11 protein-coding genes and 1 pseudogene are annotated in these 15,315 nt (G+C 72.0%); 6 read left to right on the top strand and 6 right to left on the bottom strand.

Annotated features, from left to right (window positions below; genetic code table 11):
• Window positions 1-16 precede the first annotated feature (16 nt).
• Complete coding sequence (chvE, locus tag BS83_RS25875; protein ID WP_037605950.1) at window positions 17-1,150, bottom strand: multiple monosaccharide ABC transporter substrate-binding protein; 1,134 nt, start codon at window positions 1,148-1,150, stop codon at window positions 17-19.
• A gap of 264 nt (window positions 1,151-1,414) precedes the next feature.
• On the opposite strand from chvE, the gene BS83_RS25870 reads away from it, so the two are divergent.
• Window positions 1,415-1,915, top strand: coding sequence for an RrF2 family transcriptional regulator (locus BS83_RS25870; RefSeq protein WP_037605949.1), 501 nt, complete (start codon window positions 1,415-1,417; stop codon window positions 1,913-1,915).
• On the opposite strand, the gene BS83_RS25865 is transcribed toward BS83_RS25870, so the two are convergent.
• Window positions 1,873-3,105 (bottom strand): globin domain-containing protein, encoded by a 1,233-nt coding sequence (locus tag BS83_RS25865; protein WP_037605948.1) that lies wholly within the window; start codon window positions 3,103-3,105, stop codon window positions 1,873-1,875. The two genes, BS83_RS25870 and BS83_RS25865, sit on opposite strands and share 43 nt — an antisense overlap.
• Before the next feature lie 212 nt (window positions 3,106-3,317).
• Between BS83_RS25865 and BS83_RS25860 the strand changes: the two genes are divergently transcribed.
• The 5 genes from BS83_RS25860 (at window position 3,318) to BS83_RS25840 (ending at window position 11,329) form a co-directional block, all read left to right on the top strand.
• Window positions 3,318-4,673 carry a serine/threonine-protein kinase gene (locus BS83_RS25860; RefSeq protein WP_037605947.1) on the top strand — a complete coding sequence of 452 codons (1,356 nt, stop codon included), beginning with the start codon at window positions 3,318-3,320 and terminating at the stop codon, window positions 4,671-4,673.
• A 179-nt stretch (window positions 4,674-4,852) separates the two neighbouring features.
• Window positions 4,853-6,097 carry an AAA family ATPase gene (locus tag BS83_RS25855; protein WP_037605946.1) on the top strand — a complete coding sequence of 415 codons (1,245 nt, stop codon included), beginning with the start codon at window positions 4,853-4,855 and terminating at the stop codon, window positions 6,095-6,097.
• Window positions 6,094-7,344 (top strand): vWA domain-containing protein, encoded by a 1,251-nt coding sequence (locus BS83_RS25850; protein WP_037605945.1) that lies wholly within the window; start codon window positions 6,094-6,096, stop codon window positions 7,342-7,344. The genes BS83_RS25855 and BS83_RS25850 overlap by 4 nt, the downstream gene beginning before the upstream one ends.
• Before the next feature lie 240 nt (window positions 7,345-7,584).
• Window positions 7,585-9,000, top strand: coding sequence for a chitinase (locus BS83_RS25845; RefSeq protein ID WP_051943942.1), 1,416 nt, complete (start codon window positions 7,585-7,587; stop codon window positions 8,998-9,000).
• A gap of 106 nt (window positions 9,001-9,106) precedes the next feature.
• On the top strand, window positions 9,107-11,329 hold the full coding sequence (locus BS83_RS25840; RefSeq protein ID WP_037605944.1) for an RICIN domain-containing protein: 2,223 nt from the start codon (window positions 9,107-9,109) through the stop codon (window positions 11,327-11,329).
• On the opposite strand, the gene BS83_RS25835 is transcribed toward BS83_RS25840, so the two are convergent.
• From BS83_RS25835 to BS83_RS25825, 4 genes and pseudogenes are all read right to left on the bottom strand, one after another.
• Window positions 11,316-11,921, bottom strand: coding sequence for a hypothetical protein (locus BS83_RS25835; RefSeq protein WP_037605943.1), 606 nt, complete (start codon window positions 11,919-11,921; stop codon window positions 11,316-11,318). The genes BS83_RS25840 and BS83_RS25835 overlap by 14 nt on opposite strands.
• Before the next feature lie 81 nt (window positions 11,922-12,002).
• Window positions 12,003-13,661, bottom strand: coding sequence for an alpha/beta hydrolase (locus BS83_RS25830; protein ID WP_063774231.1), 1,659 nt, complete (start codon window positions 13,659-13,661; stop codon window positions 12,003-12,005).
• A 122-nt stretch (window positions 13,662-13,783) separates the two neighbouring features.
• Window positions 13,784-13,894 (bottom strand): annotated as a pseudogene (locus BS83_RS45695) (SDR family oxidoreductase); the annotation flags it as partial.
• 84 nt (window positions 13,895-13,978) lie between these two features.
• Window positions 13,979-15,172, bottom strand: a complete 1,194-nt coding sequence (locus tag BS83_RS25825; protein WP_157597567.1) for an IS30 family transposase — start codon at window positions 15,170-15,172, stop codon at window positions 13,979-13,981.
• Window positions 15,173-15,315: the final 143 nt, after the last annotated feature.

The following is a 15,315-nucleotide window of genomic DNA, read 5'->3' as shown; positions in this document are numbered from 1 at the left end:
CGGCGGAGTCGCGGGACTACTGCAGCTGGGCCGCCGTGTAGTAACCGGTGGCGACCAGCGTCTGCTGGTAGTTGTCCTTGTAGACCGCCACCGGCTGGAGCAGGAAGGAGGGCACGACCTTGACGCCGTTGTTGTAGTCGGTGGTGTTGTTCACCTGCGGCGTGCCGCCCTTGAGCACGGCGTCCGCCATCTGGGCGGTGACGGCGGCGAGTTGGCGGGTGTCCTTGTAGACCGTGGAGTACTGCTCGCCCGCGATGATGGACTTGACCGAGGCGAGCTCCGCGTCCTGCCCGGTGACCACGGGGTAGGGCTGGCCGGCGGTGCCGTAGCCGGCGCTCTTGAGCGCGGAGAGGATGCCGATGGACAGGCCGTCGTAGGGGGAGAGCACGCCCTGCACCTTGGCGCCGGACGAGTACGTCTTGGTGATCAGGTCCTCCATGCGCTTCTGCGCGGTGGCCGGGTCCCAGCGCAGGATCGCGACGGTCTTGAAGTCGGTCTCGCCGCTCCTGACGACCAGCGTCTTCGCGTCGATGTACGGCTTGAGCGTCGCCATCGCGCCGTTGTAGAAGAAGGTGGCGTTGTTGTCGTCCGGCGAGCCGGCGAACAGCTCGACGTCGAACGGCCCCTTGGCCGGCCCCGCGGAGCCGTCCTCCTTCTTCAGACCGAGACCGACCAGCAGCTCGGTGGCCTGCTCGACGCCGACCTTGTAGTTGTCGAAGGTGGCGTAGTAGCTGACGTTGGGGCTGTTCCTGATCAGCCGGTCGTAGGCGATGACCGGAATGTGCTTGTCGGCCGCTTCCTGCAGCTGGGTGGTGATCGCGGTGCCGTCGATCGAGGCGATGATCAGCAGCTTCGCGCCCTTGGTGATCTGGTCCTCGATCTGGTTGACCTGGGTCGGGATGTCGTTCTCCGCGTACTGCAGGTCGACCTTGTAGCCGAGCTTCTGCAGCGCGGACCTGAGGTTGTCGCCGTCGTGGATCCACCGCTCCGAGGACTTGGTGGGCATGGTGACGCCCACCAGTGCGCCGGCGTTCGAGCCCGCCGAGTGCGCCGAAGCCGCGTCGACGGTCTTGGTGCTGCTGCCGCAGGCGGCGAGGAGGAGGGCCAGGGCCGCCGAGGCGGTCGCCGTCGCCAGTCTCCGGAATCGCATGTGGTTCTCCTTGCTGTGCGCTGACGCGTGCTGGAGCCATGGGTGTTGAAGAGGATTGTTAACGCTCACATCTGAGACGGGCAACGGCTTGTGGGGTTTCGGTTGCATTACGACTCTGTGGAGACGGTGTCGGGATCATCCGATTGTTAGCGCGCACACCGAGGGAGGCGCGAACGGCCGAGCGGCGCGGCGCTCCGTCCCGGCCCGGGAAATAGTTGCGCCGGGGGTGCATATTCAGCCACGGCCCGAGCTAGGCTCGAGGGCATGCACCTGATGAAGTCCACGGATCTGGCCCTGCGGCTGCTGATGCGCCTGGCGGTCGTTCCGGCGGACGCGCCGGAGTCGCCCACCACGCGCGAGGTGGCGGACGCGCTGGACGCGGCGTACACGCACATGGCCAAGGTCGTGGCCAGGCTGCAGCATCTGGGGCTGGTGGAGGCCAGGCGCGGGCGCGGCGGCGGGCTGGTGCTGACGGTCGCGGGACGCGCGGCGTCCGTCGGCGCGGTGGTGCGGACCTTCGAGGGCTCCGGCGATCTCGCGGACTGCGTGGGGGAGAACCAGGCCTGCCCGCTCAACTCCGCCTGCCGGCTGCGCGGCGCGCTGCGCACCGCGCAGGAGGCGTTCTACGCCTCGCTGGACGGGGTGTCGGTCATGGAGACGGTGGCGGCGCCGACCGGCCCGCTGCTCCTGGCGATCAGCAGCAGGCCGTCGGGGCCGGCGGATCAGGCCGCGCCGAGCCAGAGGTCGGGGCCGAAGACCTCGTAGTGGATGTCGGCGGCCGGGACGCCCAGGGCGAGCAGCTGGCCGCGCATCGCGCGCATGAAGGGGAGCGGGCCGCACAGGTAGGCGACGGCGCCCTCGGGGACGTCGATCCCCGTCAGGTCGGCGAAGCCGCGGCGCTCCTCGCCGAAGGCCTCCTCGGTCTCCTGGGCCGGGGTGCTCTCCTCGTACCAGTAGTGGGTGCGGCCCGCCGCGAGCTTGGCGGTCAGCGTGCTCTGGTCGGCGCGCAGCGCGTGCGCGGCGCGGGAGCGGTCGGCATGGACGACCACGACGGGCGCCCGGTGGTTCCTGGCGTTCAGCTCGTGCAGCATCGACAGCATCGGGGTGACGCCGATCCCGGCCGAGGCGAGCAGGACCGGGCGCTGCGCCTCCGCGGGCGCGTCCGCGCCGAGGACGAGGTCGCCGAAGGGAGCGGAGACCAGCAGCCGGTCGCCGACCCCGACGTGGTCGTGCAGGTGGTTGGAGACCTCGCCGGCCGGGCCCGCGTCGACGCCGCGCTCGCGCTTGACGCCGATCTGGCGCACCGTCGCGTCGGGTGCGCCGGACAGGCTGTACTGGCGTATCTGCCGGGCCCCGTCCGGGAGTTCGACCTGGACGGACACGTACTGCCCGCCTCGGAACGGCCGCGGCGCGGAGCCGTCGAGCGGGCGCAGCAGGAACGAGGCCACGTCGGCGGTCTCCTCGGCGCGGCCCACCACCTCCCACTCCCGCCAGGTGCCGCCGGCCAGGCAGCCCTGCTCCTCGTAGAGGCGGGCCTCGACGGCGATCAGGGCGTTGGCCATCAGCCAGTAGACCTCGTCCCACGCCTGCGCCACCTCGGGGGTGACGGCCTCGCCGAGCACCTCGACGATCGCGGCGAACAGGTGCTCGTGCACCACCTGGTACTGCGCCGGGGAGACGCCGAGCGAGGCGTGCTTGTGCGCGATGCGCAGCAGCATGGCGTCCGGGCGGGTGTCGGGCTGCTCGACCAGGTGGGTGGCGAACGCGGCGATCGAGCCGGCCAGGGCCTGGCGCTGGGTGCCGGCCGCCTGGTTGCCGCGGTTGAACAGGTCCCGCAGCAGTTCCGGGTGGGCGGCGAAGAGCCTCTTGTAGAAGAGGTCGGTGATGTCGCCGATCGCCGCGCCGACGACCGGCAGGGTGGCGCGAACGGTGGTGGTCGAGGTCTCGCTGAGCATGCCGCACTTCCTGAGTGACGGGGACTGGCTTGCCTGCTCAAATTAACATGCATCTGCGATGCAACTTTAAGGGGGGTGGTGTTCCACCCCTCCCGCGCGGCCGATCCGCAGAAGTCCCTGGCGCCCGGCGGCGGCCGGAGGCTATGCTCCGCGGCGATGACGACTCACCCGCTGATCAGAATGGGGGTCCCGTCCGCGCAAGGTGAGTGCTGATGCTCACACCGATCGCGAACCGGGATTCCGCCCCCTCCTGCGCCTCCTACTGGCCGCGCGTGCGCGAGTTCGCCGTGCCGGCCTCCATGATCGAAACCGCGACCGCCCGCCGCCTCGCCGGCGACTGGGGCGGGGCCTGCGCCGCCGCGGGCGTCGACGTCGACTTCCGCCTCCGGGCGGTCGCCCGTGACCACGGCACGGATGTCGCCGCCGCCCTCCGGGCCGACCTGCGCCGCCTCGCACCCGAGCTGCTGCGCTGGCACCTGCCGCGGATCGCCCCGGACGGACTGCTGCGCCCGGGCCTGACGATCGCCCTGGCCCGCTACGGCCCGGTGCGGTTGGTGGCCCGGACGCCGCCGGCCGGGGCGGAGACCGGGCAGCGCGTCAGCCTCGCGCTGTGGCACGGCGAGCGTGAGGACCGGCACCGGTCCTGGCACCCGCACCCGCGACCGAGCCCGCGCTTCCGCCTCGACCTGCATCGGCACCTCTGGGACGCCGAGCGGGCCCACGAACTGCGCCACCGCTCCGGCGCCGACCGGCCGCCCGCGCCGGACCCGGTACCGGCGGGGCCGTACGCCGTGGACCGCTGGGCGGAGGAGACGGCGATCCTGCTCCGCGCCGAGGGCCGGCCCTCGGGCCTGGCCGTGGCGCGCCTGGACCGGCGTCAGCGGCTGCTGCTCGAGCTGACCGGCACGGGACCTGACGGGTCGCCAGGGCTGCGGATCGCCCCGGCGACCGGCAGCGTCGGCAGGACCTCCGCCGTGCCGCTCCTGCCCGACGCGGCGACCTGGGTGCCGCCCGACCTCGCTCTGCTGCGCGCCGGAGCGATCGACGCCGACCGGCTGCACCCGCTGGTCGCCGCCGCCCTCGCCCCCGGCCGGCCCGCCGCCGCCTCGGCCCCCCGGCCGTCGGACCGGCCCTGGGATCCGCGCATCGTCGAATGCCGGGGAGCGCGGCACCGCATCGGGCTGGTCGACGGGGCGCTCGCCCCACTCGACCACACGCCGGAGGAGATCCGCCGCGAGGAACTGCTCGCCGCGCTCAGCGGCACCCCGCTGCCCTGCCTCCAGGCCGTCGACCGGGCGCACCGCCGCCCCGACTGCCTCCCCGGCGTCCGCGAACGGCTCGACCACGGGGACCTCCCCGGCGCCCTGGCCATGGTCGAAGACCTGCTCGGCCCGGATGCCGCCGTCCGCAACGGCGACCTGCGGGACGAGTTGGAGGACGCCGTCCGGGGCCGGATCGAGCACGGTCTCTTCCGGGCGGGCCTCTTCGAGCCGGCCCCCGCACCCCCGCCGGACACCGCTCGTCCGACCGGACACCGCCCGCGCCGCAGGCGCAGGCACTCCCGCTGAGCCGACCGGCCGAGGAACGCCGGTCCGGAGCCGCCCCGTCATGCCCGCGGACCCCACTCCCGGCCGCCGCAGGCCGACCGCAGGCCACGGACGCCTTCGACGCCGGGCGGGGAGACCGGCCGGCGCCGGCCCCCACACACCCGTCCCGAACACCCCGACGAACCCCAAGGTGATGCCACATGACCGAGAAGTCGCTGACCGCCCCCGCGCCCACCGCCCAACTCGACGTCGCCGACCGGCTGCTGACCCTGCTGCGGGAGACCGGCACCGAGCCGCGTCCCGACAGTCAACTCGAAGCCCTCACCCTCGCCGTCGCCGCAGACCTGCCCGTGCTGCTCTGGGGCGAGCCGGGGATCGGCAAGACCGCGGCGCTGACGCAGCTCGCCGACGCCCTCGACCTGCCGCTCACCACGGTGATCGCCAGCGTCCACGAGCCGTCCGACTTCTCCGGGCTCCCGGTCGTCGGCGACGACCCCGCCCGTCAGGGCGTGCCGATGGCCCCGCCGGACTGGGCGGTGCGCCTGGTGCGGGCCGGGCGCGGCCTGCTCTTCCTGGACGAGCTGTCCACCGCGCCGCCCGCCGTCCAGGCCGCCCTGCTCCGCCTGGTGCTGGAGCGACGCATCGGCGCGCTGCGACTGCCGCCCGGCGTCAGGATCGTGGCGGCCGCCAACCCGCGCTCCTCGGCCGCCGACGGCTGGGAGCTGAGCCCGCCGCTGGCCAACCGCTTCGTCCACCTGCAGTGGGTCCACGACCACGAGGTGGTGGTCCGCGGCCTCGGCGGCACCTGGCCGCGCGCGACGCTGCCGCGTCTGGATCCCGAACAGCTCGGGGAGGCGGTGGCCTTCGCCCGCCGTGCCGTCTGCGGACTGCTCACCGCCAGGCCCGCCCTGGTGCACCGGCTGCCCAGCAGCGAGGCGCGCCGCGGCGGGCCCTGGCCCTCGCCACGGAGCTGGGAGATGACCTTGCAACTGATCGCTTTCGCCACGGCGGCGGGCGCGTCGAGGGACGTCCTCTCGCTGCTGGTCCGCGGGACCGTCGGGGACGGCCCGGGCCTCGAACTGCTGGCGAGCCTGGACCGGATGGACCTGCCGGACCCCGAGGACCTGCTCGCGGACCCGGCGGGGGCCGCGCTGCCGGAGCGCGGGGACCTGCGGCAGTCCGTGCTCGACGCCGTCGTCGCCGCGGTCCGCAGCCGCCCGGAGCGCGAACGCTGGGACGCGGCATGGACGTTGCTGGTCCGCGCGGTGGAGACGGGCGCACCCGACCTGGTGGTCGTCCCGGCCATGACGCTGGCCTCGCTGCGCCGTGAGGACTGGGAGGTGCCCGCCGCCGTCGAACGGCTCACCGGCGTGGTCACGATCTCCGGCCGGGCGGACCGCGCGGCGGCCCGGCTGGCCGCGGCCGGGTCCGGGGCGGGCCGATGACGGCCCCGGGGCGACCGGAGCGGGCCCAGCTGGACCGCGAGAAGCTCTTCGCCGCCCGGATGCAGGCGGTGCGCGCCAGGCCCTACCTCGCCACGGCGCTGTTCGCGCTGCACCTGGTGGAGTCGCGCCAGGTGCCGACCATGGCCGTGGACCGGTACTGGCGCTGCTACGCCTCGTCGGCCTTCGTGGACCGGACGCCCGTCGAGGAACTGGCCGGGGTCTGGGTCCACGAGGTCTCGCACCTGCTGCGCGACCACCACGGACGCGGTGACCGCTACGCGCGTGAGCACGGCCTGACCGGCCGGGCCGAGCGGCTGCGGATGAACATCGCGGCGGACTGCGAGATCAACGACGACGCCTTCGGCGACGGTCTCGCCAGGCCGGAGGGCGCGGTGGACCCCGTGCGACTGGGGTTGCCTTCAGGGAAGCTGATGGAGGAGTACCTCCGCTGGTTCCGGCTCGGCCCCCGCACCGAGGAGTACGCCTGGCTGGACTGCGGCAGTGGAGCGGACGGCCTGGAGCGCGGCTGGGAGCTGGGACCCGAGGGCGCGCACGGCCTGAGCGCACAGGAGCGGGACGCGGTCAGGTTCCGGGTCGCCCAGGGCATCAACGGGCGTCCGGGGGAGGCCCCGAAGGGCTGGGAGCGCTGGGCCGAGGAGGCCTTCCACCCGCCGCAGCCCTGGCGGGAGCTGCTCGGCGGGGCGATCCGCTCGGCGGTCTGCGGCGGCGGGGCGGGCGACGACTACAGCTACGGGCGACCCGCGCGCCGATCGGCGAGCCTGCCCGGTGTCGTGCTGCCGGCGCTGCGGCGAAGGCCGCCACGCGTCTTCGTGGTGGTGGACACCTCCGGCTCGGTCAGCGACACGGAGCTGGGCAGCGCGCTGCTGGAGGTCGCCGCGATCACGCGGGCCGTCGGGGGCAGGAAGGACCTGGTCACCGTCGTGTCGTGCGACGCGGCCGCGCAGTCGGTGCAGCCGCTGTGCCGGGCCGAGGGCATCGCGCTGCTCGGTGGCGGCGGGACCGACCTGCGCACCGGTTTCGACGCCGCGCTGCGGGCCCGGCCCGGGCCGGACGTGATCGTGGTACTGACGGACGGTCAGACCCCGTGGCCGAAGGCGCGGCCCTCCTGCCGCACGGTGGTGGGTCTCTTCCCGCGGAGCAGGAAGGCGAACGAGAACGACCCCGACTACCGCCCGGACGCCCCGCCGTCCTGGGCGCGGGTCGTGGAGATCGGCGCGCCGTCCTGACCCGTCACCTCGTTCAAGCATCGAAGACGAAAGTGCCCCGAATTCCTCTGAGAGCGCTCTCTCTCGCCGCCTTGTGAACGCGCAGGCCAGACCTGTCGGATGTGCGAATCTGAGAGTTGACGACATGAAGTGTTAGGAAGCTTTCCTGTCTGGCCTATTGACGTACTGACATGTCCGCCTATTGACTCCGGTGCTGGCCGACCGTCCTCCCCCACACACGGTCGGTCGGAGGAGACCCGTATGCGCGTCACCAAGCACCTCGCCCCCGCGCTCGCCCTGCCGCTGTCGGTGGCGGGCCTGTTCGCCGCCGCCGGACCGGCTCAGGCGGCCGCCAATCCCGGACCCGGTTTCCCCGCCCACTACGCGGCCCCCTACATCGAGACCTGGAACTCGCCCTCCGCCATGGCGACGGCCCAGAACGCGACCGGGCTGAAGTACTACACGCTGGCCTTCGTCATCAACAGCAACAGCGGCGGCTGCAGTCCGACCTTCAACGGGGACACCTCCGTCTCCGACGCGGGCTGGACCGGCGCGATCAACAGCCTGCGCGCCTCGGGCGGCGACGTCATCGCCTCCTTCGGCGGCGCGTCCGGCACCGAGCTGGCCCAGGCCTGCACCAGCGTCAGCAGCCTGCAGAGCGCGTACAAGAGCGTGATCGACACGCTGAACCTGACCAGGATCGACCTGGACGTCGAGGGCGCCGCCCTGGACGACACCGCGGCCAACGACCGCCGCAACCAGGCGCTCGCCAACCTCCAGCAGCAGTACGCGGCCGCGGGGAAGACGCTGTCGGTCGACTACACGCTCCCGGTCGACCCCACCGGCCTGCTCTCCGACTCGCTCAGCCTGCTGAACAACGCCAAGAGCCACAACCTCAACGTCAACCTGGTCAACATCATGACCATGGACTACGGCCCGAACGAGGACATGGGCCAGGCGGCGATCAACGCGGCCACCGCCCTGCACGGCCAGCTCGGCCAGATCTGGACCACCAAGAGCTCGGCGCAGTTGTGGGCGATGGAGGGCAACACGCCGATGATCGGCGTGAACGACTCCACCAACGAGGTCTTCTCCACCGGGAACGCCTCGGCCCTGGAGAACTTCGCCGCCGCCAACGGTATCCAGGAGCTGGCCTACTGGTCGCTCGGCCGCGACAAGGCCTGCTCGAGCAACGGCACGCTCTCCGACACCTGCAGCGGCACCTCGCAGAGCCCCTACCAGTTCGCGAGCACCTTCAACGCGCTCACCGGCGGTGGCGGCGGCACCGGCAGCCCGACCGGGCAGATCACCGGCTACGGCGGCAAGTGCGTGGACGTGGCCGGCGCGAACAGCGCCAACGGCACCGCCGTGCAGCTCTACGACTGCAACGGCACCAACGCGCAGAGCTGGACGGTCGCCGCCAACGGCAGCCTGCAGGCGCTCGGCAAGTGCATGGACGTCACCGCCGCGGGCACCGCCAACGGCACCCAGGTGCAGCTGTACGACTGCAACGGGACCGGCGCGCAGGTCTGGCAGGCCCGCGCGGACGGCAGCCTGCTCAACCCGAACTCCGGCAAGTGCCTGGACGCCACGGGTCCGAGCTCGGCGAACGGCACCCGGCTGCAGATCTGGTCCTGCGCCGGCAGCGCCAACCAGAAGTGGTCGCTGCCCAGCTGACACCGCCCGCCAGCCGCCGGCCGGTGCCGCCCCGTCCTCCGACGCGGCTCGCCGGCCGGCGTGTCGACGGCCCCATGACCACCACGCACCAGGAAGGACCCAGACCATGCGCACCCGACGACCGACGCCCCGCCGAGCGGCCGCCGCCACCTGCCTGACCACCGCGCTGCTCCTGGCGGGCGCCCTGTCCCCGCTGCTCGCCGGAGCCGCCGTCGCCGACGCGGCCACCGCGGTGACCTCGGGCACGAGCTACACCGTCACCAACCTCAACAGCGGCAAGTGCGTCGACGCCCGCGCCGCGGCCACGGCCAACGGCACTGCCGTCCAGCAGTACAGCTGCAACGGCACCACCGCCCAGCAGTGGGTCCTCACCGCCACCAGCGGCGGCTACTTCCAGGTCGGCACCGCCAACAGCAGTGGCCAGGTCTGGGACGACAGCAACGTCTCCGCCGCCGACAGCTCGCCGATCCAGCTGTGGGCCTACGGCGGCGGCAGCAACCAGCAGTGGCTGCCGGTCGCGGAGTCCGGCGGCACCTACCACTTCGTCAACCGCTACAGCGGCAAGTGCCTGGACACCCCCTCCGCCTCCACCGCGGACAGCGTCCAGCTCCAGCAGTACAGCTGCAACGGGACCGCCGCCCAGTCGTTCACGCTCAACCCGGTCGGGGGCGTCACCCCGCCGCCCGGCACTCCCGACCTCGGGCCCAACGTGCGGGTCTTCGATCCTTCGATGTCGGCCGCGACGATCCAGAGCCAGATCGACGCGGTCTACAACCAGCAGCAGACCAACCAGTTCGGCGGGCAGCGCTACGCCCTGCTGTTCAAGCCCGGCTCGTACGACGTGAACGTGCCCGTCGGCTACTACACGCAGGTGGCCGGTCTGGGGCAGAACCCCGGCGACGTCACGATCAACGGCGGCGGGGTGAACGCGGACGCGCAGTGGGACGGCGGCAACGCCACCCAGAACTTCTGGCGCTCCGTGGAGAACCTCACCGACACGCCGTCCAGCGGCACGGTGAAGTGGGCCGTGTCGCAGGCCTCGCCGATGCGCCGGGTGCACGTGGCCGGGAACATGGTGCTGGACGACAACGGCGGCTGGTCCAGCGGCGGGTTCCTCGGCGACTCGCTGGTGGACGGCCAGGTCGACTCCGGCAGCCAGCAGCAGTGGCTGTCCCGCAACGACAAGTGGGGGAGCTGGACCGGCTCCAACTGGAACATGGTCTTCGTGGGCGACACCAACGCCCCCACGACCAGCTTCCCGAACCCGCCCTACACCACCGTCGGGCAGACGCCGGTCATCGCGGAGAAGCCCTACCTCTACGTCGACGGCTCCGGCGCCTACCAGGTCTTCGTCCCCGGGGACCGGACCAACAGCCAGGGCGTCACCTGGTCCGGCGGACAGACGGCCGGGACCTCACTGCCGATCAGCCAGTTCTACATCGCCAAACCGGGCGACAGCGCCGCCACCATCAACGCGGCCCTGGCCGCCGGGCAGAATCTGCTGTTCACCCCCGGCGTCTACCACCTCACCGACACCATCAGGGTGACCCGCGCCGACACGGTCGTGCTCGGCCTGGGGCTCGCCACGCTGGAGGCCGACAACGGCGTCACCGCGATGTCGACCGCCGACGTGAACGGCGTCCGCATCGCCGGGCTGCTCTTCGACGCCGGCACTGCCAACTCCCCGGTGCTGCTGCAGGTGGGCCCGACCGGCGCGAGCGCGGACCACTCCGCCGACCCGACCGTCCTCTCGGACGTCTTCGCCCGCGTCGGCGGCGCGGCCGTCGGCAAGGCGACCGTCAGCGTCCAGGTCAACAGCAACAACACCATCGGCGACGACCTGTGGCTGTGGCGCGCCGACCACGGCAGCGGCGTCGGCTGGACCAGCAACACCGCCCAGAACGGCCTGGTCGTCAACGGCGCGAACGTCACCATGTACGGGCTGGCGGCCGAGCACTACCAGCAGTACGCGGTGCTGTGGAACGGCAACGGCGGCCGGACCTACTTCCTGCAGAACGAGCTGCCCTACGACCCGCCGAACCAGTCGAGCTGGATGAACGGCAGCACCCGCGGCTACGCGGCCTACAAGGTCGCCGCGGGCGTGACCAGCCACCAGGCCTGGGGGCTCGGCGTCTACTGCTACTTCAACGTCAACTCGTCGGTCGTGGCCGACCACGCCATCGAGGTGCCCAGCACCTCCGGCGTCTCGCTGCACGACATGGTGACGGTTTCGCTGGGCGGGACCGGCACGATCAGCAGCATCGTGAACGGAGTCGGCGGCCCGTCCAACTCCGGCCACAGCGTGGCGGATCTGGTCAGTTACCCCTGACCGGTTCCGCCTCGGCCCCGCCTGGAGACCGCCGCACCAGATGGGCGGTCTCCAGGCGGGCGGTCCGGGTCGGCTTCCAGTCCAGCTCCCAGCCGAACGCCGCGGCCAGGTCGGCGACCACGCCGAGGCCCGCGCCCCGGTGGACCGGCAGGGTCAGCTGGAGCCGGTCCGGGCCGAGCGGGGGCGGCGTCCCGCCCTTGGCGAGCGCCTTCGCCCGTCTCCGCTCCTGCTCGGCCCTCCGCCTGTCCGCCCGCTGGGTGCCCAGGCGGAGGGCCTCCTGCACGCGGGCGGCCCAGGCGTCAGGTCCGCCGTCGCGTTCGAGCAGGTACTGACGACGGGTCAGGAGGACCGAGCCGCCGATCCGGTTCTGTGATCCGGAACCGCCGCCGCCACCGACGCCGCCGACGTCCCCGCCGAGGGCGGCGAGCCACAGCAGCAGCCCCGCGACGGCGAGGATGAGGACGGAGCCGACCAGCAGATAGGTCCACTGGAACCAGAACTGCCACCAGAGCCCGCGCCGTGACCGCGGTGGCCGCGGCCCCAGTTCGTCCTCGCCGGGCGGCGACTCGGCCGGTGCGTCGAAAAGCCCCACGGCTCCCCCTGGTTCCGTGCTCGGTGGTCGCCCGCACTCTACCGGCCCGGCAGTCGACGGGTGGCGGCCTCGTCCGTCCGGCTACAGCCGGCCGTGGATCGCCTCGGGGTCCGTCGCGGCGAGCGGCCTCGCGGCGGTGGCGGCCGACTTGGCGGTCGCCGGCGGCGGGGTCACGTAGACCGGGGCCGGGTCTGCCTCGGGGGCGCAGGTCTTGGCGATCGGTCCGGTGCCGGTGGGGAGGCTGCCGTCGCGCAGGTAGGCGGTGAAGGTGTCGTCCAGGCAGGCGTCGCCGTGGAACAGGATCTCGTGGAAGCTGCCGCCCTCCTGGACCACCAGCTTGGAGCCCGGCAGCGCCTTCTGCATCGCCAGGCCGCCCTGGAACGGGGTGGCCGCGTCCTCCGTCGCCTGGAACAGGAGCACCGGCGGCAGGCCCTTGCCGGTGATCTTCAGCCGGCCCTTCTGGTCACCCTGGTAGGGCCAGAACATGCACGCGGTGTTGAACCACATGTTGTTGTACGTGTAGAACGGCGCGACGGCGTCGACCTTCGCCTGGTCCTTCTTCCAGAACTCCCAGTCCCGTGGCCAGCTGTTCTCGGTGCACTGGACCGCGTTGTAGGCGGGGAAGGTGCCGTCGTCCGCGCCGGGCGCGGCGTAGCGGTTGTACGCGATGTTCAGTGCGCTGGTGTCGTGCTTGGTGAGGTAGGCCGACAGCACGGTCGCCATCCGGGGCCAGCGCAGGAAGTTGTAGCCGCCGCCGTAGAAGGTGTCCTCGAACTCGGCCGGGCCGATCTTGCCCGGCGCGGGGGAGGCGTCCACCGGGTGCGTCCGCAGGTCGGCCTCGACCTGGTAGTAGGCCTTCTCCACGTCGGCCGCGTCGGTGCCGAGGTGGTAGACGGAGTCGGCCTTCGCGGTCCAGGCGGCGAAGGCGTCGAAACGGCGCTGGTGCTCCTTGTCCTGGAGGATGTTGTGGTCGTACCAGCTGATGCTCGGGCCGACGATGCTGTCGAGCACCATCCGGCGCACGTGCGAGGGGAAGAGCTGGCCGTACGTCGAGCCCAGTGAGGTGCCCCACGAGCCACCGTAGAAGTTGATCTTCTTGACGCCCAGCGCGCGACGGATGCTGTCCAGGTCGCGCGCGTTGTCCACGGTGGTCATGTGCGGCAGGAACCAGCTCCAGTTCGCCGCGCAGTCGGCGGCGTAGCGCGCCGACTTCTCCAGCCAGGCCTGCGAGGTGCCCTGACTGACCTGGTAGTCGGGCCGCTCGCCGTCGAAGAAGTGCGCGTCGCAGGTGACGTGCGGCTCACTGGCGTTGGTTCCGCGCGGGTCGAAGCCGATCCAGTCGTAGGTGGCGGCCACGTCCTTGGGGATCGCGCCCGCGATGTAGGCGGGCATCCACAGACCGGAGTCGCCGGGGCCGCCGGGGTTCAGCAGGATCGGCCCCTGCTGCTGCGCCTTCGGCGCGGTGGCGGGCAGCCGGTCCACCTTGATCTTGATCTTCGTGCCGTGGGGATGCGCGTAGTCGAGCGGCACCTCGAGCATCGCGCACTGCAGGGTGGGCGTGGTGGGGTCGTTGCAGGACTGCCAGTCGAGCGTGCCCTGACCGGTGTCGTTCAGCTCGGGGGTCGCCTGCTCCCCGGCCGTGGTCCTCGGTACGGCGGAGGCGGGGGCGACGCCGGGGACCACGGCGCCGACGGCGGTGAAAGCCGCGGCGGCGGAGAGGAGTGCGATGACTTTTTTCATGGTGCATAGCATGTGATATGTACAATGGCATTGAGAATCGGAACTGACGAGGCGTTACCGAGCTGTGACCTCAAGCGCGTTCACCCGTGGATCGCGCGCCCGAAGCCCCGCCCCCGGGGCGGCTACTGGCCCATCACGTACCTGACGGTCGGTCCGGTGGTCCAGCCGCCGTCGACGGCGAGTTCGGCGCCGGTGACGTAGGAGGCCGCGTCCGAGAGCAGGAAGCAGGTCGCGGGCGTCCGATGTCGGTCGTCGACACACGACAGCCCCGGGCGTCTTCTTGGCGGATTCTTGGGGTCCTCGCAACACCTGACGGTCTACGTGGTCGTCAGTAGATCACGCAGGCGCTCGGCTGGGGTTTTCCAGTCGAGCGTTTTGCGTGGCCGGCCGTTGAGTTGCTGGGCGACGTGTTCGAGGTCTTCGGCGCTGTGCACGGACAGGTCGGTGCCTTTCGGGAAGTACTGCCGCAGCAGGCCGTTTGTGTTCTCGTTCGATCCGCGCTGCCAAGGCGAGTGTGGGTCACAGAAGTAGACCGGCACTCCGGTGGCCACGGTGAACTGCTTGTGCGCGGCCATCTCGCAGCCCTGGTCCCAGGTAAGCGAGCCGCGCAGGTGCCCGGGCAGGGCCTGGATCAAGGGCACCAGCACATCGCGGACCTCCCCGGCGGTGTGCCCGCCGGGCAGATGCCCCAACATGACGTAGCGGGTGGAGCGCTCGACCAAAGTGACGATCGCGCTCTCACTGCGGGGACCGACGATCAGATCGCCTTCCCAGTGGCCGGGAACCGCCCGGTCGGCGACCTCGGCAGGACGCTCGGAGATCATCACCATCTCGTCGACGAACCTGGACGTGCGCTGGTCCGGGCTGCGGTGCGGCTTGCGGCGGGTGCGCCCGGTGCGCAACGCGGCCGCGACTTCGCGGCGCAGTCCGCCACGGGCCTGGACGTAGATCGCCTGGTAGATCGTCTCCGGACTCACGCGCATGCCCTCGTCGTCGGGGAACTCGATGACCAGAGCGTGGCAGATCTGCTCGGGCGACCACCGTTCCTGCAGCTTGTCCGCGACGAACCGGCGCAGTGGGCCGTCCAGGGCGAGCTTGGAGCCCTTGGGGCGTGACCTGCTCCCGGCCCATGCCCGCTGGGCCCGGTGCGGCCGGTAGACGCCGTCGACCGACCTGGTGTCGACCTCCCGCTTGATCGTGGAGGCCGGTCGACCCAGTGCCCGCCCGATCGCGCGCAGCGACCGGCCTTCACGGTGCAGATCGGCAATCAGCTCCCGCTCGGTCACCGTGAGGAACCTGGGGTGCAGCGCGGCCTCGACCGCAGCAGCAGACGGCTGCGACGAGGCGGCAACAATGGTGGTCACACCGGTCTTGTAGTCGATCCGGCGCCCGTCAGGATGCAAGCGCGAGTGACCGATCTGCCGGATGCCACGGTCCCAGTCGTCAGCAGTGCGCTCATGGACGCCAGCCTGCGCGGCGGCCTCACGGCGCCGGACTCCGGCCGCACGCAGCCGCTCGTACTCCGCCCGACCCGGATGCCCACTCGTGCCTGTCTTCCCGCGGCCACGGACGCCGGCCTTCCGCGCCCAGGCAGCCGCCGTAAAGCGATTCACCCCAACCGCCCGAGCAGCCCCCGCAACGCTGCCGTTCTCCC

This window comes from Streptacidiphilus rugosus AM-16, assembly GCF_000744655.1.
Classification (GTDB): Bacteria; Actinomycetota; Actinomycetes; order Streptomycetales; family Streptomycetaceae; genus Streptacidiphilus; species Streptacidiphilus rugosus.
The sequence above is the reverse complement of the archived record's forward strand: the minus strand, read 5'-3'. Positions and strand labels throughout refer to the sequence as shown.

Coding starts and splice junctions, on each gene's coding strand:
- BS83_RS25845 (WP_051943942.1), top strand. CDS start 7,585: ATGCGCGTCACCAAGCACCTCGCCCCCGCGCTCGCCCTGCCGCTGTCG.
- BS83_RS25865 (WP_037605948.1), bottom strand. CDS start 3,105: ATGCTCAGCGAGACCTCGACCACCACCGTTCGCGCCACCCTGCCGGTC.
- chvE (WP_037605950.1), bottom strand. CDS start 1,150: ATGCGATTCCGGAGACTGGCGACGGCGACCGCCTCGGCGGCCCTGGCC.
- BS83_RS25855 (WP_037605946.1), top strand. CDS start 4,853: ATGACCGAGAAGTCGCTGACCGCCCCCGCGCCCACCGCCCAACTCGAC.
- BS83_RS25870 (WP_037605949.1), top strand. CDS start 1,415: ATGCACCTGATGAAGTCCACGGATCTGGCCCTGCGGCTGCTGATGCGC.
- BS83_RS25840 (WP_037605944.1), top strand. CDS start 9,107: ATGCGCACCCGACGACCGACGCCCCGCCGAGCGGCCGCCGCCACCTGC.
- BS83_RS25850 (WP_037605945.1), top strand. CDS start 6,094: ATGACGGCCCCGGGGCGACCGGAGCGGGCCCAGCTGGACCGCGAGAAG.
- BS83_RS25830 (WP_063774231.1), bottom strand. CDS start 13,661: ATGAAAAAAGTCATCGCACTCCTCTCCGCCGCCGCGGCTTTCACCGCC.
- BS83_RS25860 (WP_037605947.1), top strand. CDS start 3,318: ATGCTCACACCGATCGCGAACCGGGATTCCGCCCCCTCCTGCGCCTCC.